Source organism: Streptomyces sp. NPDC006235, assembly GCF_040613735.1.
Classification (GTDB): Bacteria; Actinomycetota; Actinomycetes; order Streptomycetales; family Streptomycetaceae; genus Streptomyces.
In genome coordinates this window covers 14,906-39,160 of sequence record NZ_JBEXSR010000057.1, presented here as the reverse complement: position 1 = coordinate 39,160, position 24,255 = coordinate 14,906, and the positions used below count along the sequence as shown (strand labels likewise).

Sequence of the window (24,255 nt, the reverse complement as noted above, 5' to 3'; positions counted from 1 at the left end):
CGCTACGACAAACAGCCCGACCGCTACCTCGCCGCCATAACCCTGGCCAGCACACTCATCTGGCTCGATGCGTGATCGATAAGACGCTACCTAGCCCCAGAACGCGTCTTCGGTGGCCGGGTCGCCGGAGAAGAGCCACATCTCGGTGATCTTGCCGCCTGTGATGCGCAGGAGGTCGACGCCGTCCATGCTCATCGACGCGCCGTCGTGGCGGCCGCTGAAGTGGATCGTGGCGGCGACCAGGTCACCGTTGCCCATGAGCGTGCGGATCTCGTCGATGGCGAAGGTGCCCCGGCTGGTCGCCATCATCCGGCCGAGCATGGCGAAGACGGCGTCACGGCCCTTGTGATCGCCGGAGAACTGGTTGACGCCGGGCTGGTGCCAGACGATCGCCTCGTCGAGGAGTTCGCCGAGGGTGGCCATGTCTCCCGTCTGCACAGCCTGGAAATAGGTGCGGGCGATGTCGATGTTCGCGTTGGTCATGGTGCTTCCTCCAGGGGTTCTTCCACAGGTTCTTGTGCGGGTTCTTGTGCGGGATGCGAGGGACGGTGGTCAGCGGGCGAAATCGAGGCGGCCGGCCAGGCCGGCGGCGGTGAACGCGGCCTCGACCTCGTGGCGGCCTTCCTTGAAGTGGGCCCAGCTGTCGAAGTGGGCGGGGACGACCCGGCGCGCGCCGAGCCGCTTCGCGGCCTCGGCACCCTGAGCACTGTCGAAGGTGAGCAGGGCGCCGTCGAAGGCGAAACGCATACGGGCACCACCGAGGAAGAGGACCGCGGTGTCCACCGGGGCGAACTTCTCGGCGATCTCCTCGACGTGCTCCAGAGCGGCGTTGTCGCCGCTGACGTAGACCGGGGGCAGGTCGTCGGAGGTGAGCATGAAGCCGACGACGTCGCCGGTGACCGGCTCGCAGCCGACGGGGCCGTGCCGGGCGGGCAGGCCGGTGACGGTGACGGTCCCGCCGTCGGGCCGCTCGAGCTCTGCGCTCTGCCAGAAGGCCAGCCCCTGCGCGGTGCCGCCCAGACGACCGGCACCGCTGACCGTGGTGAAGACGACCGGCACCTCCGGCAGGAAGGCGCGGCCCGTGTTGTCGAGGTTGTCGTCGTGCTCGTCATGGGAGAGCAGAACGGCGTCGACGTGGCCCAGGTCGGCGGCGGCGACCGGTGACGGCTCGGTCTTGACGAGCTTGTGGTCGCCGGGGAGGGGCATCGGGTACTCGCCGGGCGGGTCGAAGGTCGGGTCGGTGACGAACCTCAGGCCGCCGTACTCGATCACGGACGTCGGACCGCCGTGGACACGGACGGCAATCTCTTCGCTCGCGGCGCTGGCGCCGGACATCGGGAACCTCCAGACGGTGAACAGGGCAGACGCGGCCCTGCGGAACGATCAGGCGGCGGGTACGGAGAACACGCCGCAGTGGTGCTCTGAGGCAGGCGGGGGCCGTGAGCCGATCCGGTGTCCAGCAAACCATTTACATTCCATGGAAGCAACTTCCGCAGATTATTGTTCCATGGGTATGGGTTCGGTGGTCCTCAGCCGACCGGCCCTTGGACGGCACAGGAACCCGTCGTCCCGCACGCGGACAGCCGGGTCAGCAGGAAGGAAACGGTCATGGAGCCGGTCGAGATCGAGGCGAAGACCCTGATCCAGAAGTCGAAGACCCCGTCGAACGACTACATCGTCAACGCCTACACCGGCTGCGTGCTGGGCTGTGCCTACTGCTTCGCCAGCTTCGCCGGGCGTCAGTTCGGCCGATCGGTGAAGGAGTGGGGCGACTACCTGTACGTGAAGAAGAACGCGGTCGAACTCGCCCGCAAGGAGCTGGCGAAGATGCCGGAGGACAAGCGCCGGGGCACGATGCTGCTCAGCTCCGTCACCGACCCCTACCAGGGCCGCGAGACGAAGTACCGGCTCACCCGCGGCATCCTGCGCGAACTGAAGAGGGTCGAGTATCCGGGCCTGGTCCGCATCCTCACCAAGTCACCCGTCGTCATCCGTGACATCGACCTGCTCACCAGCCTGCCCCGCGCCGAGGTCGGCATGTCCGTGACCACCACCGACGACAAGGTCAGCCGCTGGCTGGAGGTACGCGCCCCGCTCGCCTCCCGCCGTCTGCGCACCCTGGCGGAACTCAAAGAGGCAGGCATCCCCACTTACGCCTTCGTCGGACCGCTCCTGCCGCACTTCGCCACCCAGCCCGAACTCCTGGACGACCTCTTCGGCCGGCTCGTCGACGCGGGGGTGAGTGAGGTGTTCATGGAGCACATCAATCTCAAGCGGTACATCCGCGAGCGCATGGACCAGGTCCTCGCCGACGAGCCCGAAGACGTCCGCGAGGCCTACCTCCAGGCACGGACGAAGAAGCATCGCGAACAGCTCGACGCGATCGTGGCCGAGCTGCTGGACAAACACGGCCTGCGGCTGCGCTTCGAGGAGGTCGTTCACCACGACGACAACGACTCCCTGCGACAGAGGCTCATGTCCTCGAGGTGACCGCGTCCCCGGACTCCGGGCGTTACGGGCCGGTACGGTTCACGGCGAAGGACGCGCTTGGGCACCACGATCAGCAGGCGCAGGCCGCCGCGAGTGATGCGGCGACAACCCGGCGACGACGACGCGGCTCGGTCGGACGATTCGGTCCATGGGCGGGAGCAGAGCCCGGGTCCGGTCTACCGGCCTCGTCGCCGATCATCCGCAGGGCGTCGCGTAACTGGGAGCAGCTCAGTCGCCGGACCGCTCGGCGAGAGTGTGCGCGACGAGGGCATTGGCGTGGCCGTGGCCCAGCCCGTGCTCGGTCTTGAGCCAGTTCACGAGCTCCATGTGCTGGGTCAGGGGCGAGGAGCGGATCAGGTCCTTCCACTCCGCGATCGGGCGACCGTACTTCTTCTCGATGGAGGGGAAGTAGCTGGCGGGCCCCTTAGCGGCGGCGGTCATGTCGGCCATCCTGTCTGTCCGTTGCGTTGCTTCGGTGTGGTCGCTGGTATGACCGAGCGGCACGAACGGAGTCATCGGTCGCTGAAAGTGCGCTGTGTCACACCTCCTGTTCAACTCCGCCTGTAGTGCACAGGCACCAGGACAGGTGAGTGGCTGGTGCGGGTGCACCAGGCAAAGACGGTGGCGGCGAGCGATGCCCGCCCCGGCGCTGGAGCGGAGGGTTGGAGGCGCGTGAATCTCGCGCATCCCCTTGCCTAGCGGTGTCTGGAGTGATCGCAAGTGGTGACTTTTCTTTACCGGATCGGACGGTTGGCCTTCCGGCGACGCAAGCTCCTGTCCATGCCCGGCGCCGAGCCACAGCTGGCGTTCGCCCGGCGAGGCGAGCGCCGATGAAAACGACGTCCGTGTCCGAAGCCGTGGCCTCCCCGGTCCGCCTCGGCCGGCTGTCGATCGGTGCCCTCGGCATCCTGGCGCTCGCCCTCGGCGCCCTGCAGTCAGTGGTGGAGCCCGCGCTCCCGCTGCTGCAACGTGAGCTGGGGGTCAGTCCTGCCGAAGGGGCCTTGATCGGCAACGCGTTACTCATCACCGGCGCGGTCATCACCCCCGTCGCGGGCAAACTCGGTGACCGCTACGGCGGAAAGCGGGTGCTGGTCCGGCTGATGGCCGTGGTCTCGGCCGGTGGTCTGATGGCCAGTCTGGCGCCGAACCTGCCCGTGTTGTTGCTTGGTCAGGTGTTGCAGGGCGTCATGGTGGGTGCACTGCCCCTCTCCTTCATCCTGGTGCGCAAACACCTCACGACAGGACAGTCACATGCGGCGATCGGGCTCGTCGTCGCACTGTTCACGGGCGGCAGCATGGTCGGCATGCTGTTCGCCGGTCCGATCGCGGAAGGACTGTCCTGGCAGTGGATGTTCGCGCTGCCGACGATCGCGATCATCGCGATGACGTTGGTCGTGGCTCGGCTGATGCCGCATGATCCCCCGGTCCGATCGGACGACGGCATCGACTGGCCGGGCACGGTTCTACTGAGCGGCACGTTGCTCGCGTTCATGCTCGGACTCGTGACGGTGACGGGGGACGGCGGCGTGCCGCCCCTCGCGGTCGGCGCCATCGCCATGGTCGTGGCCGGCCTCGCGACCGGATGGGTCGTCGTCGAGCGCCGGGCAGCCTCGCCGATGGTCGATCTGCGCATGCTGGCGAAGCCCGCGATGTGGAACGCGTGTGTGCTCACCTTCGTCATCACCGCCAGTTCCGGAATGGTGCTCTTTCTCCTCCCGCAGCTGTTCGCGGTATCGGCCGACGGGTACGGCTTCGGAGCCGGCACCACCGACATCGGACTGTTCCTGCTGCCCGGTGCCATCGCCGGGGCGGTCAGCGACTCGGTCGGCGGTCTCGCGGCGCGGCGTTTCGGTGCGCGTGCCGTGGTTCTCGTGGGCACCGTCGTCACTGCGGCCACGATGCTCGCCCTGGCATCGCTGCACACCGCGGAATGGCAGCTCGTCCTCGCGAAGGTGCTGACCGCGTTCGCCGCGGGTGTCGGTACCACGGCGTTGCTGGCGGGCACCGCCACCGCCATCGAGACCAAGGACATCGGCATCGCCACCAGTCTGCTCGTGGTCACTCGGGTGATCGGCGTCGCCGTGGGCGCCCAGATCGCCGGTGCGATCCTCGACGCCGGGGCCGAGCCGACGACGGGCCGGCCGGCTGAATCGGCCTTCGTCACAGGGTTCGCCGTCGCCGGTTTCGTCGCCGCGTTGTCACTGCTCGTTGTCCGTATCTGGAAAAAAGGAGTCCAGGCATGAAACCGACCGGTCTGCCGATGGACGTGAGCACCACCGCGAAGCGAAAAGTTCTGATCTCCGGGGCCGGCATCTCCGGACCCGCGCTGGCGTACTGGCTGCACCGGTCCGGATGCGCGGTCACAGTGGTGGAGAAGGCAGGCGCACCGCGCGACGGTGGTTACCCGATCGACATCCGCGGCACGGCGACGGAGGTGGTCCGGCGGATGGGCATACTGCCGCACCTTCAGGAGGCGCACATCGACGCGCGGCGCTGCACTTTCCTCGACGCCGACGGCAGTGAGGTGGCCTCGCTCACCCCGCGTGCCGTCGCGGGCGGGGTCGAGGGGCAGGACCTCGAAGTGCGTCGTGGGGATCTGTCCGCGATCCTCTACGCGAAAGTTCGCGACGACGTGGAATTCCTGTTCAACGACTCCATCGACACCCTGGACCAGTCCGGACAAGGAGTCGACGTCACGTTCCACAGCGGGCAACGGCGTACGTTCGACCTGGTGGTGGGCGCCGACGGTATGCACTCACACACCCGGGAGTCCATGTTCGGCCCCGAGGAACAGTTCCACCGCTATCTCGGCTACTGCTTCGCCATCTTCACCATGCCGAACACCTTCGGACTCTCCCGCGAGGTCATGGTGTGGAACACCCCGGGGAAAGCCGCGGCCCTCTACGCCGTCGGGGACAACGACGACCTGCACGCCTTCCTGACCTTCCACCGACCGGAACCGCCTTTGGACATCCTCCGGAACCCCGACGCCCAGCGGGACTTGGTCGCCACGACCTTCGCGGGCGCGGGATGGGAGGTCCCTGGCATGGTCGACGCCCTGCGCGACGCGAACGACCTGTTCTTCGACACGGCCGGTCAGATCCGCATGCCCCACTGGTCCAACGGCCGCGTCGCACTCGTCGGCGACGCCGCGTACGCACCCTCGTTCCTCACCGGACAAGGCTCGAGCCTGGCACTGGTCGGTGCCTACATGCTCGCCAACGCCCTGGCCGCGAACCGGGACCACACCGCGGCCTTCGCCGCCTACGAACGCGACATGCGCGCGTTCGTGGCCATGAACCAGGCCCTGGTCGACAACGGTGCGGCCACACTCTTCCCCACCACAGCGCAGGCCCTGGAGCGACGCAACACCATGCTGCGTGACCTCGTCACCATGCCCTCCACGACGGCACGACCGGCCCACTCCGCCCTTACGCTGCCCGAGTTCACCCCGATGCCCTGACTCCTGGTCCGGTCGCGCCACAGCGGCGGGAGGTGGCCGGCGCCGCGGCTACCAGGACGTCGAAGTACCGGGCTATGACGGGCGGTCCGTGCCGCCGTCGGGAGCGGTGGCACGGACCAGCCCCGTCCGGTAGGCGATGACGACGAGTTGGGCCCGGTCGCGGGCCTCCAGTTTCGTCATGGCGCGCTGGACGTGGGCGCGGACGGTGAAGGGGCTGAGGAACATCCGCTCGGCGATCTCCTGGTTGGACAGGCCGGTCGCGACCAGCGCCACCATCTCGCGTTCACGCGGGGTCAGTGCGGCGAGCTGCTCGGAGTGGTGCGGCGGGACTTCCTCCGGAGTGGCCAGGAAGCGGGCGACCAAGGAGCGGGTCGCGGCGGGGGACAGCAGCGTGTCGCCGTCGGCGACCGTACGCACGGCGCCCGCCAGATCCTCCGCCCCGATGCCCTTGCCGATGAAGCCGGCGGCCCCCGCGCGCAGCGCCTGAGCGACGTACTCGTCGGTCTCGTACGTGGTGAGGATCAGGATGCGGGTGGCGCGCAGTTCCGGGTCCGCGCAGATCTGGGACGTGGCAGTGAGTCCGTCCACCTCGGGCATACGGATGTCCATGACCACCACGTCCGGGCGCAGCTCCCGGGTGAGTCTCACCGCCTCCCTGCCGTCACCGGCCTCGCCGACCACGGTGATGTCGCCGGCGCTGTCGAGAAGCATGCGGAAGGCCCCGCGCAGCAGGGCCTGATCGTCGGCGAGGAGCACCCTGAGCGTCACGCTGTTCCCCCGGCCTCTCCGTCAGTGCTCCGTGTCGTGCCTTTGACGGGCGGGAGGGGCAGCTGGGCGGAGACGAGGAAGCCGCCCTCCGGACGCCTGCCCGCGGAGAGGTGCCCCCCGACCGCGGTGGCCCGTTCCCGCATCCCGATCAGACCGTAACCGGGCGGACGGTCCGGCATCGTGAACGCACTCGGTCCCGTAGACGTACTCGATCCCGTGCGCGTACTCGATCCCGTGGGCGCGGCCGGCGCCGTACGAGAGCCGTTCCCGTCGTCGGCGACGGTGATGGTCACACGATCGCGGTTCCAGGTGAGGCGGACCCGGGCGCTGCCGGTACCGGCGTGTTTGGTCACGTTGGTCAGGGCTTCCTGGACGATGCGGTAGGCGGTGAGGTCCACTCCCGGCGGCAGGGGCCTGGCCGGGCCCTCCTGGTGCACCGAAACCTCCAGCCCCGCGCGGCGGAAGGACTCGAGGAGCGCGGGAAGCCGGGACAGCCCGGGCGCCGGTTCGGCGGGCGTGGCCGCTTCCCCGGACTGACGCAGCAGACCGACCGTGGCCCGCAGGTCGTCGAGCGCGTCGGCGGTCGTTTCCACGAGTTCGTTCAGGCTCTTGCGGGTCTGCTCCGGGCGCGTGTCGAAAAGGTGGGCGGCAACCGTGGCCTGCGCGTTGGCGAGGGTGATCTGATGGGCCACCAGGTCGTGCAGTTCCCGGGCGATGCGCAGCCGTTCCTCGGCCACTCTCCGGCGCGCCTCGCTGTCCCGGCTCTCCTCGGCCCGCCGGGCCCGCTCCTCCACGGCCGCCAGGTAGGCCCGCCGGTTGCGTACCGAGTGACCGAGTACACCGGCCACGACCGGGAACACCGCCACCACTGCCATCCTGCTCGCGTCCTTCCACGAGACGTCCCCGGACAAGGGGATGGCGGCGACCAGCGCCGCGGCAGTGAGCAACACCGCGCTTGCCGCGCGCAGTTCGGTGCGCGCGGCGAGCGAGGTGGAGTAGGCGGTGATCACGGCGGGGGCCACGATGAGCGGGGTCAGCAGGAGGCCCAGGGGCGGCACCAGCACGCCGACCGCCGTCGTGGCCGCCAGGGCGACCAGGGGCGCCCGGTGCCGCACCGGCAGCACGGCACAGGACACCACGGCGACGAAGTAGGCGGCGGCAGGCGGCGCTGACAGTGTGTCGTCGACCTGTATCACCCCGCCGAGCAGACAGAACGCGAACGCCACCACCATGACCGCCACTTCGCGCGACCACGCGCCGCGTGGTCGCGGGCCGCCACCACCCGTGTTCGTCATGGCCGCTCAGTCCCGGCCGACGGGGAACCGCCGCACCGCTGCTCCGACTCGGCCGCGGAGGCGGGGACATGACTGCTGAGTGCCTCACGCTCGATATCGACATTCGGCAGCACACGGTTCAGGATACGAGGCAGCTACCAGGCCCGGTGGCCGAGCAGCGCCAGGCCCCCGGGTGCGATCGCCATCCGGAGGGCGGCTTCGGCCGGGCCGGGTGCGCAGTGGCCTGGTGCGTCCGCACCAGCCAGTCATGTGTCCCGGTGCCTGCGCACTACAAGAGCGCCCATGTGCCGCGCTTCGGGCGCGCACCGCGCGAGGGCCAAGGGCGTGGATTGCGTAGGGCCTGCAAAGGGAGAGGTGAAGGCAACAGAAGCATATCGGGCGTTTTCGGGCTTCGATCTTCACGGAAGGCTCACAAGTTGGCTAAGTTGGTCACTGCGTGCACGACTTCACCCAATGGGCAGGTGGTTTTGTGCACTCTCGAACGGAAGGAGCGCCCCTTTCCATGGCGTCGGAACGAACCTCGCGCCCCGAAGTGACCGCCTTCGCGGGTAGGGCCAACTCCCTTGCACCGGAGGCCTTCACTTCCGAGGCCCGGTTCTCGCAGTCTGGTGGTCACCGCGTTGGCGAATGAGAGCGAGGAGCCGAGCCCTGACGAGGTCCGGCGGTGGATCGACAGCCTCTACAACCGGGCCGAGAGCGACACGGGCACCTTCAACGCGACCCGCGCCGCTGCCATCCCGCGCCAGCGGAGCGCGCCCGCCCGCAGCCGGTCCCAGGGAGACACGGAAACCGGGGTCGGAACCCTTGCCCGGCAGTGGTTCGACGCCGCCCGTGCCAAGTTGGGCCCGACCGTGCCGGCGTCGCAGCCGGACAGGAGGTTGCCGGTCCGTCCCGACCGCGCGCCCGAGGCGGCACGACCCGCGCGCCCGGTGGAACGTCCCGCGCAACCCCGCGCTCTCGAAGCGCCCCAAGCGCCCAGTGTTGCGAGGGAGTTGACCGGCGGATCAGCTCAGGCTCCGACCCCCGCGTTCCTGCCGGAGCCCTCCGGGCAGCGCGTCGTACCGGCAGCGACGGGCGAGTCCCGGCCGGACGAGAGCGCCTGGCGTACCGGTGCACAGCCGGTCCTCGGTGACGTGACGGCGCGGCCGCTGTACGAGCCCGCACCAGCGCCCGCCCTGGAGTCCGGCGCACTGCCCGGCCCACTGCCCGACCCGCAGTCCGCCGCGGCGCTGTCCACCGTCCCCCACGCCACCGCGAGTACTGACCATGCGGGTCTTCCAACAGGCGGGTGGGACACGTACGGTGCCGCTCCGGCGAGCGATGCGACCGCACCGTATGCCACGGCTCTGTCAGCCGAACCCACCGCTTACTACGCCTCCGGTCCTCAGGCGGACGTGACCACCGCGACCTATGACGCCGGCCTGCCGAGCATCCCTGCATCTGCCCTGGCGGCGGCCCCCGTTGCGACAGTGCCCGCCGAGCCCGCCAGCGCACCCGCCCCCGCCCTCGCTGTACCGACAGCGGCTGCCGCCCCGACGGAACCGGTTGCCTCCACGGCGGGCGAACTTCCCTCCACCACTTTCACGCCCGGTGCCTACGGTGGATCCTGGCCGACGCCGGTCGCGGGCCACAGCACCCAGGCCGAGCGGGTGGTCGCCTTCGCCCGAGCACAGATCGGCCGGCCCTGCGTATGGGGCGCGGTCGGGCCGGGATCGTACGACGCCCCCGGTCTGACCCAGGCCGCGTGGAAGGCGGCCGGTGTCACGCTTCCCCGGACCACCCAGGGCCAGTGGGAAGCGGGAGTGCAGGTCTCGCTCGCTGACGTCCAGGTCGGAGACCTGGTCTTCTTCCACGACGACCTGGGCCACGTCGGCATCTGGAGCGGCGCCGGCATGATGATTCACGCTCCGGGTCCGGGAGCCCTCATCCGTGAGGAGTCGGTGTTCTTCGCCGGCCAGTCGGCGATCAGGGGCGCGATCCGCCCGGCCTGACGCCCCTCTCCCGGCCGGCTGCTCCGGCGGCGTGTTCGACGGTGTGGTGTCGGTGGTGGTGGGTCTGGCCGGTGTGCTCGTGGCCCGGATCAAGCCGGAGGGGCCGTCCGTGGGGGGCGCGCTGCCCGCGCAGGCACGCCTGCGCGGGCAGCCTCTGCGGGTCGCCCTCCAGCCGCTGCGTGCTCTCGGCCGTGCCTCCGTGGGTTCCACGACCACTCAGGTCTTGTCGATGCCGTCGCCACCGACCCCACAGGCTGCGCAGCGTCCTTGTCCGCCAGGATCCAGAGGTCCATCCCGCGGCACCCACCCCCGCCATGGTCCTGTTCGTCCTCCGGTGTGACCCCGAGCGGCAGATGTGCACCGTCGCCGCCCAGACCGTCCCCGAGGTGCTCTCGGACAGCCCCCCAGAGAAATACTTGGCTAGCCACATATTTGCTGCTACGGTATTTACGTGGCTAGCCACCTAAACGGGTGGTGGCCCGAGAGGAGCAGTCATGAAAGCCATCCTGTTCGACCGTTTCGGAGGCACGGAGGTGCTGCGCGAGGCGGACATCGAGGTCCCGCAGCCCGGCCCCGGGCAGATCCGCGTCCGCGTCGAGGCGGCCGGGCTGAACGCGCTGGACGGCAAGATCCGCTCCGGGGCACTGGAGGCCGTGTTCCCCACGCCGCTCCCCTCCGTCCCCGGTCACGAGCTCGCCGGCGTGGTGGACGCCCTGGGCGAGGGCGTGCGGGACGTGCAGGTCGGTGACGAGGTGCTGGGCTGGTCGGACACCGGCTCGTACGCCGAGTACGCGCTGGCCACCACCGTGGCCGCCAAGCCCGCCGGCCTCGACTGGCAGCACGCGGTCGCGTTGCCGGTGGCCGGCGAGACGGCCGAGCGGGTCCTGAACCTGCTGGGCGTCGCCGCGGGGGAGACCGTGCTGATGCACGGCGCGGCCGGAGCGGTCGGGACCCTGGCGGTCCAGCTCGCCACGGCCCGCGGAGCGCGTGTCATCGGCACGGCCGGCCCCGCCAACCAGGACTATCTCGCCTCGCTCGGCGCCACCGCGACCGTTTACGGCGAAGGGCTGGTGGACCGGGTCCGGGCGCTCGCCCCTGACGGTGTGGACGCGGTGTTCGACCTGGCCGGGAAGGGCGCCCTCGAGGACTCCATCACACTCCGCGGCGGCACCGAGCGCATCGTCACGATCGCCGACTTCCGCGCGCACCAGCTCGGCATCACGTTCGCCAACGGCCCCCAGGGACGCTCGGCCGCCCGCCTGGCCGCCCTGGCCCAGGACGCCGCGACCGGCAAGGTCGTCACCACCGTCACCGCTTACCCGCTCGACCAGGCCGCCGCGGCTCAGCGGGTCAGCGACGCCGGGCATGTCCGGGGCAAGATCGCCCTCACTCTCGGGTGATCACGCCCGCCTCTCCTTCTGCCATGCCCCCGCATGTCCCGATCCTCACCCGTTCGTCACCGCACCGAAGGACCACCCATGCTGAACTCCCTGTGGACACCGACCACCGTCGGTGACATCTCCCTCCCGCACCGCCTGGTCATGGCCCCCATGACCCGTGACCGTTCCACCCCTGAAGGGGTACCGACCGAGCTGAACGCCGAGTACTACGCCCAGAGGGCCTCGCACGCGCTCATCATCACCGAGGGAACCCAGCCCTCCGCCGACGGCCAGGGCTACCTCCTCACCCCCGGCATCCACAACGACGAGCAGATCGCCGGATGGCGCAAGGTCACCGACGCCGTGCACGCGGCCGACGGCCGGATCGTCATCCAGCTGATGCACACCGGACGCATCTCCCACCCCGACAACACCCCCCACGGGCGCCGGCCGGTCGCCCCTTCGGCGATCCGGCCGCAGGGCACGATGTTCACCGCGTCCGGGCCCCAGGAGATGCCGACACCGCGTGAGCTGTCGACGCAGGAAGTGGCGGCGACCGTCGACGACTTCCGCCGCGCCGCGGCCGCCGCCGTCGCCGCAGGCGCCGACGGCGTGGAGATCCACGCCGCCAACGGCTACCTGGTGCACCAGTTCCTGTCCGACAACACCAACCAGCGCACCGACCGCTACGGCGGCTCCCTCGACAACCGCATCCGCTTCGCCGTCGAGGTCGCCACCGCCGTGGCCGACGAGATCGGCGCCGACCGCACCGGCCTGCGCATCTCCCCGGGCAACACCTACAACGACATCGCCGAGTCCGACACCGCCGAGCTGTACCCGGCGCTCATGCGCGCCCTCAGCCCGCTCGGTCTCGCGTACCTCCACATCCTCCACGCGGGTGACGACGCCCTGCTGGGCACCCTGCGCACGCTCTGGCCGACGACGCTCATCCTCAACCGTGCCGGCACCGACCTGCCCACTCGCGCCAAGGACATCGACCGCGGCACGGCCGACCTCGTCTCCGTCGGCGCCCTCGCGCTGGCCAACCCGGACCTGGTCGAGCGGCTACGCTCTGAAGCGCCGCTGAACACCCCCGACCCGGCGACCTTCTACGGCGGCGGAGTGGCCGGCTACACCGACTACCCCACCCACACCGTCTGAGGAACCGAACCATGACCGCCCCCACACCCCGCATCCCCACCACGGCCGGCGAAGGGCCGATGAGCTACGCGATCTTCCAACTCGCCCGCGCTCACCGCGCCCGCGCCGCCGCCATGCTCCGCGAGATGGACCTGCACCCCGGACAGGAGCTGCTGCTGATGCAACTCCTGGACCGGGACGGCCAGACCCAGTCCGAACTGCTCGAAAGCGTCGGTCTGGACCACTCCACGGTCTCCAAGTCCCTCCGCCGCATGCAGGATGCCGGCCTGCTCGTCCGCGAGCCGGCCGAACACGACCGGCGGGTCATGGTCGTCCACCTCACCGACAAGGGCCGTGCCATGCGCGAGCCGCTGGCAGCCATGTGGCGGGCCCTGGAGGAGACCTCCGCGCTCAACCTGTCGGCGGAGCAGGCAGAGTCCTTCGTCCGCACCGCCTACGCCATCGCCGACGCGATCAACAGCCACGCTCTCCCGCAAGGGGAATCCAAGTAACTCACCCCGATGGCACCTCGGTTCCGGCGCGCCCGGCTGCCCGCAAGCCGGTACTGAACGTCAGACACTCCCGATTCCTGGGGAAGCTCCGGTGAGCCGGGCCGGCTGATGGGGCAGCACATCGAGGAATGCCGCATCGCCCGCGCCCGGGCCACCCCTGGGAAACATCCCGCAGGCCGACGGTGACCCGCGCCCCAGCTCCCGGTGGCCCCCGGTGGCCCCCGGCCGGCCCGCCTCCACAGTCACGCACCCGCCCGGGGCGCCCCGGCCCAGCGGCACCCACGTCCGCGGGGACCACAACTCCGCACGCGGCCAAGCCCCCGAAGCCCCCCACTCCTGACCTGATGGAAAGTGAGACCCATGACCACCACCCTCCCGGTCCTCGTCGTCGACGCGACCGGCTCCCTCGGGGGCAAGGTCGTCGACGAACTGCTCAAGCGCGGCAAGAACGTCCGCGCCCTGGTCCGGCCCACGACCGACGCGAGCAGGCTCGAAAGCCGGGGTGTCGAGATCGCCCGCGGTGACATGCTCGACGTCGACTCGCTCGTCGCCGCCATGAACGGCGCCGATGCCGTCATCACCACCGCTGCCGGCTACACCCGCGGCGGCAAGAACGCGTACGACATCGACACCGTCGGCAACGCCAACCTCGCCGAGGCCGCCCACCGCACCGGCATCCGACGGTTCGTCCTGACCAGCATCCTCACCAGCGACCAGACGCCCCAAGTCCCGCACTTCTGGCACAAGAAAACCGCCGAGGACAAGCTCGAACGACTCGGCGTCCCGTTCGTCGCACTGCGCCCGGGGGCCTTCCTCGACCAGATCGCGACCATGGCGGGCAACCCGATCGACAAGGGCCGCCTGATGTGGATCGGCAAGACCACCGTCCCGCTGACCTTCGTCCACACCTCCGATCTCGTGGCGTACCTGGCCGCCGCCGTCGACGCCGAGGCAGCCGACGGTGAGCGCATCGACATCGGCTGGGACCGTCCGGTCAGCATGCGCGAGATGGCCGGCCTGATGGGCAGCCGGGCCGGAAAGAAGATCAAGGTCTGGGCCGTCCCTTCCCCCGTCGCCCGCGCCGCGGGAGCCGTCGCCGGCCGCTTCATGCCGCTGGTCAAGGACATGGCCGCGATGTTCGGCTGGTTCGACAGCGGCCGCTACGTCGCCGACCCCCGCCGCCAGGAGCAGCTGTTCGGCCCCGTCCCCACGGCGGAGGAGGCCCTAGCCCGGTTCACCGACGAGCTGGTCCAGGTGCGGCATCGCTGACGGCCCGCAAGCGGCGGTGGCCCCGGTCACCTCCCCAGCCCGCCACACCGCCCGGTGGTTGGAGCCAGGCACCGTTCAGGCGTTCAGGCGTTCAGGCCGAGGGTGATGAGGCGGGCAGGGTCGGTGAGGATGTCGAGCCCGGTGATGAGGCCGTCTCGGATGGTGAACGACATGACGGACAAAGGTCGGTCCCCGGCGAACGAGACGACGCCGGGCGTACCGTTGACCAGTACCAGACGCGCGTTCTCCGCGAAGCGGGCGAAGGTGATTGCCTGGGAGGCCACGTCGTCCGCGCCGCGCCGCAGGATGCTCGGGACGAGCGCGCCGCCATCGGAACGCGCGACCACGTCGGGGTGGAGGACCGCCAGGAGCGCCTCGAAGTCGCCGCCGCGGGAGGCGGTCAGAAAGGCGTCCACGACGTCGCGTTTGCGGGCGTTGTCCGTGTCGGCCGACGGGGCGGCGCCCTGGACCCGGCGCCGAGCGCGGCTGGCGAGCTGCCGGGTGGAGACCGTGGTGCGGCCGAGGACGGGGGCGATGTGGTCGAAGGGGACGTCGAACATGTCGTGGAGGACGAAGGCGAGTCGCTCGTCAGGGGAGAGGGTCTCCAGAACGATCATGAGTGCGATGCCCACCGAGTCTGCGATCAGGACCTCACGCTCGGGGTCGACACGGGCCGGCGCGGTGACCACTGGGTCAGGCAGCCGGAGGGACCCGTCCTGTTCGGGCAGCGGGTCCTCGCGTCGCGAGGTGCGCGAGCGCAGCATGTCCAGGCATGTCCGGCCCACGACCGTGGTGAGCCAGGCCCCGAGGTTTTCCACGTCGCTGACGTCGGTGCGGCTGAGCTTGATCCACGCCTCCTGGACGGCGTCGTCCGCCTCGGCGAGCGAGCCCAGCATCCGGTAGGCCACCGCCCGCAGCCCGGGCCGCTCAGCCTCGAAACGCTCGGCCAGAAAAGAACTCTCGCTCACCTGTCACACCCCCGTGTCCGGAACCGTCGGTCCAGTGACAGACGCTAACGGATCACCAGGAGAGCACCGATGAACGCCGCGATCACCTGACCGGAACCGCGCCTCTCGATAGTCATGCGACGCATTGACCCCACAGCGCCATCGCGGTTGCATGCTTGGGGCCCTCTGGTGGGGAGCCGGGGGGAAGGACAGTGTCCTGTCTTAGGGGGAAAAATGAGGGGCAACGCGAATCGGAGCGCCACCAGACGTGTGCGGGCCGCCTTAAGCGCCGCGGTCGTGGTCTGCGCGGTCACGGCGGTGCTGCCCGGAGCCGCTTCGGCTGAGCCCATGACCGTGCCGGGCGTCGCGAGCGACAGCGGAGCCGGGGTAGAGCGGATCAGTGTCGCGACCGACGGCACCCAGGGCGACGGCGACTCCGCCGGCGCCACGATCACGACCGACGGCCGGCGTATCGCCTTCTCGTCGTTGGCGACGAACCTCACCCCCACCAACCCGGTGACATGGGAAAAGGTGTTCGTCCGAGACCAGCGGACGAGCCAGACCACGCTGATGAGCACCAGCACCCCTCCGTCCCGGCGCCCGGTGATCAGCGGTGACGGGCAGTACGTCGCCCTGTGGGGGCTGCTGTTCAGAGACACGAAAGCCTTCCTGTCCCAGGTGAGCTCGGGACGCACGATCGGCATCAACTGCCCGGGCCTCAGCTGCAGCCAGCCGTCGCTGAGCGGTGACGGTCGCTACATCGCCCAGGTCGCCACCTTCCATCGACCCCCGTCCCGGCAGCGCATCGAGGTACGGGACTGGCGCGCCGACACCACGGAGACCGTCGCCGAGTTCGACCACACCGTCTCGGCCAGGCCGTCCCTCAGCGGCGACGGCCGCTTTGTCGCCTACCAGGACGGCCATGCGGAGGACGTCTTCGTGTGGGACCGGAACGACGACACCTCCTCCGGCCCGATCGAGGGCCCGTCCAAGGCGGCGACCCTCGTCCAGCTCAGCAAGGACGGCAGCAAGGTCGTCTACCTCTCGGGCCCCGACACCTACGTCCACGACGAGAGCTCGGGCACCGACCAACTGGTGCCGAACGTACGGGGTGTGGCCATCGATCCCACCGGCCGCTATCTGCTGTACGCGCCACACGACACCAACGGACCCTCGCTCATGCTGCGCGACCTGGAGACGGGCACCGACGAGATCGTCTCGAACCAGTTCGCCTCGGCCGGGACCGACGCGGTCAGCGCCGGTGGGCGCGACGTGGTCTTCCATTCCAAGGCCGACGGCATCGTGCCCGGCGACACCAACGGCAAGTCGGACGTCTTCATCCGCCGCTTCTACTGATCACCCCGGCCTCCACCACTTTCCCGGGGAGCGAGGCCCGGCCGGCCCGTGGAGGGGAACGATGCCGGCTTCACCAAACGCTGTCTGGCGGCGGTGCTGCCCCTTAGATTCTGCAGATGCTGCGGCCCAGCCGTGCCGCAGCACGGCATCGGGCACGGCGGAGCTCAGCCCCTGAAATACGGGACTAGACGACCGACCGCAGTGCGGCTGGCAGTGTGCGTGCCTGCATGTGCGACTCCAACAGCGCCTCGCGGCGACCGCGGAGCGGACCTGGTAGCCGGCCATCGCGGCTTCGGTGCCCAGCGCGATCAGCAGGGGGGCTGCTTCGGCGAGTTTCCGGGAACCGGGCCCGGATGGTGGGCAGCCGCAGCATCGGCATGCCTGGTCGACGGCGGCGTCGGCGGTCTGTTCGGTTGGCTCGCGGTGGGGCAGTTTCCAGCACCACATGCGCTGCCTGTTCAGTGCCTGGTCCAAATCCTCGTGGGGGCGTTCGGCGAGCGGTAAAATCCGTCGACAAGCACGTGCGCGGTGGAGAGAATCCGGGACCATGGTGTCTGTCATCGACCCCGCGCTTCCGGAGCTCGCGGCGGGTCGCCCAGGCCTGGCGGCAAGCCGGTGACGGGCGCTGTGTTCCCTGTGCTGTGGCTCTGCGGTCCGCCAGGAGTCGGTAAGACCACGGCGGCCTGGGAGATGTACTCCCACCTCATACGTGCCGGGATCGAGAGCGGTTTCGTCGACATCGACCAGTTGGGGATCTGCTACCCCGAGCCTGCGGGAGAACCAGGGCGGCACCGTATGAAGGCACGCAACGTTGATGCGGTGGTGGCCGGTTTCCGGGCGGCCGGCGCCCGGTGTCTCATCGTTTCAGGTGTCGTCGATCCCGCCTGCGGAGTGCACGTCGACGAGATTCCGCAGGCGTCGGTGACGGTCTGCCGCCTACGTGCCGACCGGGGGGTGCTTCGGCAGCGGTTCACCGGTCGCGGAGGTCCTGCCGAGTTGGTCGACGAGGTGCTGCGGGAAGCCGACGCCCTGGACGCGAGCACGTTCGCGGATGCCTGCGTCGACACCAGCGGTCTGTTGGTGAACGAGATGGCGCGGGCTGTCGGGGAGCGAACCGGTGGATGGCCCGCCTTCACTCCGGGCCCGTCAGCTGACGCGCCGGAGCCGTCAGCGGTCGCCGCCGCGGGCAGGAGCTCGGCCTTGGAGCAGGCGGAGCCCACCGCTGATCTTCCGGTTCTGTGGCTGTGCGGCACGACGGGCGTGGGCAAGTCGACGGTCGGATTCGAGGTCTACCAAAGAGTCCTGGGCGCTGGTGTCACCGCCGCGTATCTCGATCTCGACCAGCTCGGCTTCTGCCGCCCGGTTCCGGACGATCCCGCCAACCACCGGGTCAAGGCCCGCAACCTGGCCGCCGTTTGGCGGAATTACCGTGCGGCAGGAGCCCAGTGCTTGATCATGTCCGGCCCGGCCGAGGACGAGGCCACGGTCAAGGCGTACGCCGACGCGTTGCCTGCGACCGAACTCACGCTGTGCCGACTGCATGCCGGACGGCAGCACCTGACGGAACGCATCATGTCGCGTCGGCAAGGCGGCAGTTGGGCCCAACCAGGCGACCCGTTGCGTGGGCGGTCCGTCACACACCTGCTCCACGTCGTCGACCAGGCGGCGGCATCGGCCGCCGCCCTGGAAATTGCCGGGATCGGTGATCTGCGCATCGACACCGACGGGCATTCCGTCGGACAGGTAGCCGATGCGATCACCGCGGATGCCGCCCTACCAGGGCTGTGCACCTGGTGATTCCGGGCTTCGCGGGAGGTCGGGCACCGCTCCAGCACAGCAGGTTGTTTCACTTGGTGAGTCGGCGGTGGTCGCTGAGGCTTGGTGGCGATGGCGATGAACGCGAGGAGCCACCGCCGCAGGCGCTCGTCGCTGTCACCCGCAGCCGCCATGCCCCGGGATACACTGCTCCGCTCTTCCCCCTGACTGGAGGTCACCTTAGTGTTCACAGCACGGGTACTTGCCGGTGCTCCGTTGGCTCTGGTGATTCTCGCCCTGTCCGGCTGCTCTTCCCTCTGGAGCTGCACCGACACGACTGCGGAGCGCGGTGAGGCCGGTGTCAGGGTGCAGATCGAGGACGCGTCTGGGCGGCCTCTCGGCGTCACCGCCGAGGTCGTTGACTGGCGCCTCGAGCCCCACCCGCAGGTGCCCGCCGACGGTAGCCAGGTCCACTTCCACTATCGCTTCGACGGCGCCCAAGAGATATCCGGCCCTGCAGTGGACGCCTGCGCGGTCGATAAGGAGCGCGTGGCGTTGGGGTGTCAGACGGTCTATTCGTCCGAGGCGTTCGGGCCGGACGGTGACCTCACGGGCGACAGCTGGCTCACCGTCGAGCACCCTGAGCAGGTCGTCGGAGTGCTATTGATCCCCAATGACCAGTCCTATGACGGACGAACCTGCGAGCAGGACATCAAGGACGGTGGCGGGCCGCATCCTCCGGAACCAGCCAGCATGGGAGACCAACTGTAAGCGGTCATTCATCCGGCCTGCGCTCGCAGCCCGGTGGAGGCATCGGCAGCCGGAGAGCCACGACATGGCCCGTTCCACAAACCCATCGGTGCCGGCGCAGTCGTTGGGATGACTCGATCCCTTCTTGCCGTGATCGGTCGGATCGACAAGCGCAGCAGTCATCACCCCAGGCTGCTGCAAGATCACGCCAACTGAAACGGCGTCTAAGCGCCCACGGTCGTCATACCTGCCGAGCAGCAGACTGCGAGGATCCGCCAAGTCGCCGGTGACCGCGCCGATCGCCTCGGTCGTTTCGCGCACGTGTTGGTATCCGGTAGGTACTCGAAGTGCGCGAAGTGCGCGGTAATCACCTCGTGGGCGGGTCAGCGCTGTGCCGGAGCTGGAATGGTTCTGTCATCTGCTGGATGCCGATGACGTCGAGCAGTCCGAGGCGGCTGGCGGTGTCGCTGCCCGGCGGGGCGGTGAGGATGACGATGCGCAGGTTGCCGCCGGGTTCGGTGAGGACGTCGCAGTCGAGGTGAAGTGGCCCGACCTCGGGATGGTGGATGGTCTTGGTGTGCAGCATGTGACCGCTCACCTCGTGGGCCTCCCACAGGGCGGCGAAGCGTGGGCTCGCGCTGCGCAGGTCCGTGACGAGCCGGCACAGGACCGGGTCCGTCGGGTAGCGGGCGGACGCGGACCGCAGGTCGAAGACCATGGCGGCTTCGAAGCGGGCCTGCTCCGCGGGGGTGTGGCGCACCGGGCCGGGAGAGCCGGTGAAGTGCTGCCAGACCAAGTTGCGTTCCCGTTCCGTCAGCGGGGACGGGTCGCCTGTCAGGGCGGCGTGCAGCCGGTTGCAGGCGATGAGGGTCCAGGCCGCGTCGTACACGCCGACGGGAGTGCCCGGCATCTGGTCGAGCAGCCGCTGCACCCCCGGCGTGAGCCGGCCCGGCAGCCGGCCGTCCGTGGGCTCGGGCTGCCCGGCCAGCGCGAACAGATGGGCACGCTCGGCCTGAGACAAGCGCAGCGCCCGCCCCAGAGCGCCGAGCACCTGCGCGGAGGGGGATGTCGCCCGGCCCTGCTCCAGACGGATCACATACTCGGCGGATATCCCCGCCAGCAGGGCCAGTTCCTCGCGGCGCAGCCCGGGCGTCCGGCGGCTTCGCCCCGCCGGCAGCCCGACCGCGGTGGGAGGTACGCGATCGCGCCACCGGCGCAGTGCCTTTCCCAGATCGCTCTCCCGCCGGGACGGCCCGTTGTCGCCCTGTGTGCTCATGGCCCCAGTATCGGCGTCCCGCTCCACGCCGTCCTGGTACCGGCGTTACCAGGAACAGCAGTGATCTGTCCGGCCGACCGCCGGGCGGCGAGGCTGCCGGACATGACGACGACTCTCATCACAGGGGCCAACAAGGGCCTGGGACTGCAGACCGCCCGCCGCCTGACCCGGGCGGGACACACCGTGTATCTGGGCGCCCGTGACGCCCGCCGTGGCGCTCAGGCCGCCTGGGCGGTCGGAGCCCGCCCGCTGCTCCTCGACGTCACCGACGACGCCTCCGTCGCGACGGCCGTCGAGCAGGTCCGCGAGCACACCGGGCACCTCGACGTTCTGGTCAACAACGCGGGTGTGGCCGGCCCCATGCGGACGGCCGACGAGGTCACCGCTGCGGACATGCTCGCGGTCTACGACACCAACGTCTTCGGTGCCGTGCGCGTCACCCAGGCCTTCCTGCCCCTGCTGCACCGAAGTGCGTCGCCGGTCGTGGTCAACGTCAGCAGCGGCCTGGGCTCGCTGGCCGTGGCAGCCGACCCGGCCGCCCACGCCTCGCTCGTCCCGCTCTGGATCTCCTCGCTGCCCTACAACTCCTCCAAGGCCGCGCTGAACATGGTCACGGTGCTGTACGCACGCGCCCTGCCGCGCATGCGGATCAATGCCGTCGACCCCGGCCACACCGCCACCGACCTCAACGGTCACACCGGCGCCCAGAGCGTCGAGCAGGGCGCCGACATCATCGTCCGCATGGCTTCGATCGGCCCCGACGGACCGACCGGCGGCTATTACACGGCCGACGGCCCCATGCCCTGGTGACACGCGAGCCGCCGAATACCACCCGCACCGCACCGACAGGAGTCCGGTCATGCACCCTCCGCGCCGCGTCGAGGCCGTCCTCGACTTCGTCTGCGTCCACTGCTACCTCGGCTTCACCCGCTACCTCCGGGCCGTCCGCCGCCACCGCGCGGACGGCGGCAGCGTCGAAACAGTATTGCGCCCTGTCCAGCTCCGTCCCCAGGCGTCACCCGTCGGTGAACCGCTGGTCGAGGTCTGGGCGCGCGAGCGCGGCGCGGCCGTCGCGGCCCGGCTCGCCGACGACACCTCCCTCGGCGCCGACGACGACCTCGAACTCAACTTCCGCCGCGCGGTGTTCACCAACACCTTCGACGCGCACCGACTCGCCGCTCAGGCATCCGCGCAAGGCAAGGGCGAAGAGATGACCGAGCGACTGTTTCGCGCGTACTTCGCCGACGGCCTGAACATCGCGGACACCACCGTGCTCGACCGGCTCGCCGCGGAGACGGGTGTCATGACCACCAGTGGCGGTGCGCAAGCACTACAGGCCGAACTCGCCCGCGTCCGCGCACTCGACCTGCCGGTCCCGCCGGTCTTCCTCCTCGCTGGCGGCCCCGTCTTGTCCGGGGAGATACGAGAGCAGGACGTCCTCGCCGCACTGGGCGAGTGACACCATGCCCGCCCCGGCTCCTGGGGCGGGGTCCTCCTCTTGGGTGGTGCGTACCGGCGGGCTCAGGGGGCGCTGACCCCCTCGTCTTGCGCAGCCGCAGGAAACCCGGAGGCGGCGGGGGAGCACCGGTGAACTCCTCTTCTGAACTCCTCTTCGACAACCCCACGGCCGCATGTCGCCTGGCGCAGCGTCACCCCCTGGCGGCTACCGGGCCCGGTCGATCACTCCATGCGCGGTCGGTACAGCCGCTTCGGGTTCATCAGGCTCGGGCCCCGCTTCTGCCGTGGTCCGAGCGGTCGTAGTCCCGGAAGGCTCGCTTTCCGGTCTCGGCGGGCTCTTCTTCGACACGGCCGCCACGGCCTATCTGCCGGATCTGCTCGGCCGCGACCCCGCACTCCTGGAGCGCGCCAACTCCCGCTTGCGCGGCGCCCAGACCGCCACGTCGGGCTTCGCGGGGCCGCCTGCGGGCAGTGCACTGCTCGCACTCGGGCGGGCGGCTCCGCTGCTCGCCGACGCGGTGTCGTTCGTGGTCTCCGCACTCCTCGTCCGTACGCTGCCCGCCATGCCCCGGCCCGTGCCGGAGGTTCGCGAGTCGCTGCTTCGGCAGGCACGGGCCGGGGCCTCGTACGTCTTCCGGGACCGGTTGCTGCTCGGGCTCGCGCTGCGCCCGGCGGTCGGGAACGTCGCCTTCCTGGCGGTGGAGACCGTCCTCGCCCTCTTCGCGCACGACCGCCTCGGCATCGACACCTACGGCTTCGGCCTGCTCCTCACGGCGGAGGCCACCGGCGGCCTGCTCGGTGCAGGCATCGCCTCCCACCTCGGCCGACGACTCGGCACCGGCACCGCACTGACCTGCACAGCCGCCGTCGAAGGGCTTGCCATCCTGGGCCTGGCCGCTGCCCCGAACCCGTACGTGGCCGGGCTGGCGCTCGCCGTCTGCGGGGCCGGCATGGGGGCGACGATGGTGCTCGGGCCCTCCCTCCGGCAGGCGATCGTCCCGGCCCACCTCATGGGCCGGGTCGCCTCCACCTCCCGCATGCTGGCCATGTGCGCCGCCCCCATCGGGGCCTTCGTCGGCGGCTGGCTGGCCACCACCTACGACATCCGCACCCCGCTCTACGCCGCTGCCATCCTCCTTCTGGCGATGACGGCCATCACGGCATCCATGACCGGCAACCGCCGGGTCGAAGCGGCGCTGCGTGCCGTCGCCCCGGCCGGCGATCCAGATCACCCGGCATCCGAAAATCCCGCCCAGCAGAGTGCACCCGACTCGTTGTGATGCTCGTCCCTTGCTCTGCAGACCGATCGACGAACGGGCCCTGCCGGGTCCGCGCGGCGAGCGCGTCGACGGATTCGGTCGCATGCCATCCAGCTTTACAGGGCGCACATCCTGCAGCAGATGCGGCGTCGGCTCCAGCGCGTTCGTGGAGATCGACCGCACGAAGTCCTACGCCCGCCTGGTCCCCGCGGCCTCCCATACGACCAGCCCCTCATCCGTCAGCAGACCCTCATCCGTCAGCAGACCCCGCCCCCGTCCAGGACGTCAGGGGGTGAGCTGCTGTGGTCCTATGACCGAGAGCAGTTCCAGCTTGCTGTGGCTCTCCGTGCCGGGGCGCGTGGTCAGCACCACCAGGGTCTGGGCGCGGTTCTCGGTGAACAGGAGCTGGGCGTCGACGTCGATGCGGCCGAGTTCGGGATGGAGGATGGTCTTGCAGTCGTCGTAGCGTCGGGCGACCTCCTGAAGTTCCCACATGCGGACGAACTCGGGGCTGTGTTCCTGGAGTTCGGCGAGGATCCGGGCGGCCCGGGGGGTGTCGCTGCCGGCTGTCAGCGCGGCCCGCAGGCGTGCTGCCTGGGCGCGGCCGTGGCGTTCACGGGCCTCCTCGGGAACCATCAGACGTTCGGCCGGGTCCATGAACCAGCGGTAGTAGCCGCTGCGGGCCAGACCGGTGTGGCGAGTCTGGTCGCCGAGCAGTGCGACGGCCAACGGGTTCATCGCGAGGGTCAGGACGGCACGCTCACCGATGCCCTCGCACGCCGGGATGTCCTGCGGTTGCGTCACTCCGTGGTCACCGCGGCGGCGGACGCGGCCGCGGGTAAGGACGAGCGGGGATACGGCCGGCAGCTTCGGTCCGAGTTGATGATGCTCTCCGCGCTTCCGGTCGCAGAACTACGCGGTCAGGCGGATGCGCTCGCCCGGGAGATCCGCGAGGTCGATGTGCGGATCCAGCGTACGAACTGGGAGGTTGATCTGCTGGACTGAGTAGTCCAGTTGGGACGATGTGGAGCAGGTAGCAGCTTCGGAGGCGTGCACACACCGAGGGCCGGCGGTTTTCCAGCCCACTCCTGGCGCGTGAAGAGCAACGCGGGGGTTCGACTCCCTTATAACAGTGCAGCTCAGCACC

At 69.9% G+C, this 24,255-nt stretch carries 22 protein-coding genes and 2 pseudogenes; 15 read left to right on the top strand and 9 right to left on the bottom strand.

Annotated features, from left to right (window positions below):
• Positions 1 to 90: 90 nt before the first annotated feature.
• Both ABZ192_RS39325 and ABZ192_RS39320 read right to left on the bottom strand, forming a co-directional pair.
• Positions 91 to 483, bottom strand: a complete 393-nt coding sequence (locus ABZ192_RS39325; RefSeq protein WP_356929259.1) for a nuclear transport factor 2 family protein — start codon at positions 481 to 483, stop codon at positions 91 to 93.
• A gap of 69 nt (positions 484 to 552) precedes the next feature.
• Positions 553 to 1,335 carry an MBL fold metallo-hydrolase gene (locus tag ABZ192_RS39320; protein ID WP_356929258.1) on the bottom strand — a complete coding sequence of 261 codons (783 nt, stop codon included), beginning with the start codon at positions 1,333 to 1,335 and terminating at the stop codon, positions 553 to 555.
• 273 nt (positions 1,336 to 1,608) lie between these two features.
• On the opposite strand from ABZ192_RS39320, the gene ABZ192_RS39315 reads away from it, so the two are divergent.
• Positions 1,609 to 2,490 carry a radical SAM protein gene (locus ABZ192_RS39315; RefSeq protein WP_356929257.1) on the top strand — a complete coding sequence of 294 codons (882 nt, stop codon included), beginning with the start codon at positions 1,609 to 1,611 and terminating at the stop codon, positions 2,488 to 2,490.
• Between the two features lie 228 nt (positions 2,491 to 2,718).
• On the opposite strand, the gene ABZ192_RS39310 is transcribed toward ABZ192_RS39315, so the two are convergent.
• Entirely contained in the window at positions 2,719 to 2,931 is a 213-nt protein-coding gene (locus ABZ192_RS39310) for a DUF4287 domain-containing protein (protein WP_356929256.1), read from the bottom strand.
• A 389-nt stretch (positions 2,932 to 3,320) separates the two neighbouring features.
• Here ABZ192_RS39310 and ABZ192_RS39305 point away from each other — a divergent pair, with 389 nt between their 5' ends.
• Both ABZ192_RS39305 and ABZ192_RS39300 read left to right on the top strand, forming a co-directional pair.
• Positions 3,321 to 4,733 (top strand): MFS transporter, encoded by a 1,413-nt coding sequence (locus ABZ192_RS39305; RefSeq protein WP_356929261.1) that lies wholly within the window; start codon positions 3,321 to 3,323, stop codon positions 4,731 to 4,733.
• On the top strand, positions 4,730 to 5,953 hold the full coding sequence (locus ABZ192_RS39300; RefSeq protein ID WP_356929255.1) for an FAD-dependent monooxygenase: 1,224 nt from the start codon (positions 4,730 to 4,732) through the stop codon (positions 5,951 to 5,953). Before ABZ192_RS39305 ends, ABZ192_RS39300 begins: the two co-directional genes overlap by 4 nt.
• A 72-nt stretch (positions 5,954 to 6,025) precedes the next feature.
• Here ABZ192_RS39300 and ABZ192_RS39295 read toward each other — a convergent pair whose 3' ends face one another.
• The 3 genes and pseudogenes from ABZ192_RS39295 to ABZ192_RS39285 all read right to left on the bottom strand — a co-directional run.
• Positions 6,026 to 6,721 (bottom strand): response regulator transcription factor, encoded by a 696-nt coding sequence (locus ABZ192_RS39295; protein WP_356929254.1) that lies wholly within the window; start codon positions 6,719 to 6,721, stop codon positions 6,026 to 6,028.
• Positions 6,718 to 8,016 carry a sensor histidine kinase gene (locus tag ABZ192_RS39290; RefSeq protein WP_356929253.1) on the bottom strand — a complete coding sequence of 433 codons (1,299 nt, stop codon included), beginning with the start codon at positions 8,014 to 8,016 and terminating at the stop codon, positions 6,718 to 6,720. The genes ABZ192_RS39295 and ABZ192_RS39290 overlap by 4 nt, the downstream gene beginning before the upstream one ends.
• A 6-nt stretch (positions 8,017 to 8,022) precedes the next feature.
• A pseudogene (locus ABZ192_RS39285) lies at positions 8,023 to 8,207 on the bottom strand (hypothetical protein); the annotation flags it as partial.
• An 801-nt stretch (positions 8,208 to 9,008) separates the two neighbouring features.
• Here ABZ192_RS39285 and ABZ192_RS39280 point away from each other — a divergent pair.
• The 5 genes from ABZ192_RS39280 (at position 9,009) to ABZ192_RS39260 (ending at position 14,307) form a co-directional block, all read left to right on the top strand.
• Positions 9,009 to 10,007: an NlpC/P60 family protein gene (locus ABZ192_RS39280; protein WP_356929252.1), complete on the top strand. Its 999-nt coding sequence runs from the start codon at positions 9,009 to 9,011 to the stop codon at positions 10,005 to 10,007.
• A gap of 494 nt (positions 10,008 to 10,501) precedes the next feature.
• Entirely contained in the window at positions 10,502 to 11,407 is a 906-nt protein-coding gene (locus tag ABZ192_RS39275; protein WP_356929251.1) for an NADP-dependent oxidoreductase, read from the top strand.
• Positions 11,408 to 11,485: 78 nt separating this feature from the next.
• Complete coding sequence (locus ABZ192_RS39270; protein ID WP_356929250.1) at positions 11,486 to 12,547, top strand: alkene reductase; 1,062 nt, start codon at positions 11,486 to 11,488, stop codon at positions 12,545 to 12,547.
• 11 nt (positions 12,548 to 12,558) lie between these two features.
• Positions 12,559 to 13,038 (top strand): MarR family winged helix-turn-helix transcriptional regulator, encoded by a 480-nt coding sequence (locus ABZ192_RS39265; protein WP_356929249.1) that lies wholly within the window; start codon positions 12,559 to 12,561, stop codon positions 13,036 to 13,038.
• A gap of 360 nt (positions 13,039 to 13,398) precedes the next feature.
• Positions 13,399 to 14,307 (top strand): SDR family oxidoreductase, encoded by a 909-nt coding sequence (locus ABZ192_RS39260; RefSeq protein ID WP_356929248.1) that lies wholly within the window; start codon positions 13,399 to 13,401, stop codon positions 14,305 to 14,307.
• Between the two features lie 83 nt (positions 14,308 to 14,390).
• Here the strand turns inward: ABZ192_RS39260 and ABZ192_RS39255 are convergent, their stop codons facing one another.
• The gene (locus ABZ192_RS39255) at positions 14,391 to 15,275 is read right to left on the bottom strand and encodes a sigma-70 family RNA polymerase sigma factor (protein WP_356929247.1); all 885 of its coding nucleotides are present in this window, start codon (positions 15,273 to 15,275) and stop codon (positions 14,391 to 14,393) included.
• Positions 15,276 to 15,602: 327 nt separating this feature from the next.
• Between ABZ192_RS39255 and ABZ192_RS39250 the strand changes: the two genes are divergently transcribed.
• From ABZ192_RS39250 to ABZ192_RS39240, 3 genes are all read left to right on the top strand, one after another.
• Entirely contained in the window at positions 15,603 to 16,610 is a 1,008-nt protein-coding gene (locus ABZ192_RS39250; RefSeq protein ID WP_356929246.1) for a hypothetical protein, read from the top strand.
• Positions 16,611 to 17,405: 795 nt separating this feature from the next.
• On the top strand, positions 17,406 to 18,407 hold the full coding sequence (locus tag ABZ192_RS39245) for a hypothetical protein (protein WP_356929245.1): 1,002 nt from the start codon (positions 17,406 to 17,408) through the stop codon (positions 18,405 to 18,407).
• A gap of 201 nt (positions 18,408 to 18,608) precedes the next feature.
• Positions 18,609 to 19,136: a hypothetical protein gene (locus ABZ192_RS39240; RefSeq protein WP_356929244.1), complete on the top strand. Its 528-nt coding sequence runs from the start codon at positions 18,609 to 18,611 to the stop codon at positions 19,134 to 19,136.
• Positions 19,137 to 19,482: 346 nt separating this feature from the next.
• Here ABZ192_RS39240 and ABZ192_RS39235 read toward each other — a convergent pair whose 3' ends face one another.
• A complete protein-coding gene (locus ABZ192_RS39235; protein ID WP_356929243.1) occupies positions 19,483 to 20,391 on the bottom strand; it encodes a helix-turn-helix transcriptional regulator in 909 nt (302 codons plus the stop codon).
• A 102-nt stretch (positions 20,392 to 20,493) separates the two neighbouring features.
• Between ABZ192_RS39235 and ABZ192_RS39230 the strand changes: the two genes are divergently transcribed.
• The 3 genes from ABZ192_RS39230 (at position 20,494) to ABZ192_RS39220 (ending at position 23,129) form a co-directional block, all read left to right on the top strand.
• Positions 20,494 to 21,201 carry an SDR family NAD(P)-dependent oxidoreductase gene (locus ABZ192_RS39230; protein ID WP_356929242.1) on the top strand — a complete coding sequence of 236 codons (708 nt, stop codon included), beginning with the start codon at positions 20,494 to 20,496 and terminating at the stop codon, positions 21,199 to 21,201.
• Positions 21,202 to 21,250: 49 nt separating this feature from the next.
• The gene (locus tag ABZ192_RS39225) at positions 21,251 to 21,850 is read left to right on the top strand and encodes a DsbA family protein (protein WP_356929241.1); all 600 of its coding nucleotides are present in this window, start codon (positions 21,251 to 21,253) and stop codon (positions 21,848 to 21,850) included.
• Between the two features lie 283 nt (positions 21,851 to 22,133).
• Positions 22,134 to 23,129, top strand: a complete 996-nt coding sequence (locus tag ABZ192_RS39220) for an MFS transporter (protein WP_356929240.1) — start codon at positions 22,134 to 22,136, stop codon at positions 23,127 to 23,129.
• A gap of 264 nt (positions 23,130 to 23,393) precedes the next feature.
• On the opposite strand, the gene ABZ192_RS39215 is transcribed toward ABZ192_RS39220, so the two are convergent.
• A complete protein-coding gene (locus tag ABZ192_RS39215) occupies positions 23,394 to 23,846 on the bottom strand; it encodes a hypothetical protein (RefSeq protein WP_356929239.1) in 453 nt (150 codons plus the stop codon).
• A 12-nt stretch (positions 23,847 to 23,858) separates the two neighbouring features.
• Between ABZ192_RS39215 and ABZ192_RS39210 the strand changes: the two are divergent.
• Positions 23,859 to 24,113, top strand: a pseudogene (locus tag ABZ192_RS39210) (DIP1984 family protein); the annotation flags it as partial.
• Positions 24,114 to 24,255 lie beyond the last annotated feature (142 nt).

What these genes read in the sequence shown, in the direction of transcription:
- ABZ192_RS39230 (WP_356929242.1), top strand. Translation starts at nt 20,494, where the DNA reads ATGACGACGACTCTCATCACAGGGGCCAACAAGGGCCTGGGACTGCAG.
- ABZ192_RS39260 (WP_356929248.1), top strand. Translation starts at nt 13,399, where the DNA reads ATGACCACCACCCTCCCGGTCCTCGTCGTCGACGCGACCGGCTCCCTC.
- ABZ192_RS39265 (WP_356929249.1), top strand. Translation starts at nt 12,559, where the DNA reads ATGACCGCCCCCACACCCCGCATCCCCACCACGGCCGGCGAAGGGCCG.
- ABZ192_RS39270 (WP_356929250.1), top strand. Translation starts at nt 11,486, where the DNA reads ATGCTGAACTCCCTGTGGACACCGACCACCGTCGGTGACATCTCCCTC.
- ABZ192_RS39275 (WP_356929251.1), top strand. Translation starts at nt 10,502, where the DNA reads ATGAAAGCCATCCTGTTCGACCGTTTCGGAGGCACGGAGGTGCTGCGC.
- ABZ192_RS39235 (WP_356929243.1), bottom strand. Translation starts at nt 20,391, where the DNA reads ATGAGCACACAGGGCGACAACGGGCCGTCCCGGCGGGAGAGCGATCTG.
- ABZ192_RS39320 (WP_356929258.1), bottom strand. Translation starts at nt 1,335, where the DNA reads ATGTCCGGCGCCAGCGCCGCGAGCGAAGAGATTGCCGTCCGTGTCCAC.
- ABZ192_RS39250 (WP_356929246.1), top strand. Translation starts at nt 15,603, where the DNA reads ATGACCGTGCCGGGCGTCGCGAGCGACAGCGGAGCCGGGGTAGAGCGG.
- ABZ192_RS39300 (WP_356929255.1), top strand. Translation starts at nt 4,730, where the DNA reads ATGAAACCGACCGGTCTGCCGATGGACGTGAGCACCACCGCGAAGCGA.
- ABZ192_RS39310 (WP_356929256.1), bottom strand. Translation starts at nt 2,931, where the DNA reads ATGACCGCCGCCGCTAAGGGGCCCGCCAGCTACTTCCCCTCCATCGAG.
- ABZ192_RS39245 (WP_356929245.1), top strand. Translation starts at nt 17,406, where the DNA reads ATGAAGGCACGCAACGTTGATGCGGTGGTGGCCGGTTTCCGGGCGGCC.
- ABZ192_RS39290 (WP_356929253.1), bottom strand. Translation starts at nt 8,016, where the DNA reads ATGACGAACACGGGTGGTGGCGGCCCGCGACCACGCGGCGCGTGGTCG.
- ABZ192_RS39225 (WP_356929241.1), top strand. Translation starts at nt 21,251, where the DNA reads ATGCACCCTCCGCGCCGCGTCGAGGCCGTCCTCGACTTCGTCTGCGTC.
- ABZ192_RS39215 (WP_356929239.1), bottom strand. Translation starts at nt 23,846, where the DNA reads ATGAACCCGTTGGCCGTCGCACTGCTCGGCGACCAGACTCGCCACACC.
- ABZ192_RS39325 (WP_356929259.1), bottom strand. Translation starts at nt 483, where the DNA reads ATGACCAACGCGAACATCGACATCGCCCGCACCTATTTCCAGGCTGTG.
- ABZ192_RS39315 (WP_356929257.1), top strand. Translation starts at nt 1,609, where the DNA reads ATGGAGCCGGTCGAGATCGAGGCGAAGACCCTGATCCAGAAGTCGAAG.
- ABZ192_RS39305 (WP_356929261.1), top strand. Translation starts at nt 3,321, where the DNA reads ATGAAAACGACGTCCGTGTCCGAAGCCGTGGCCTCCCCGGTCCGCCTC.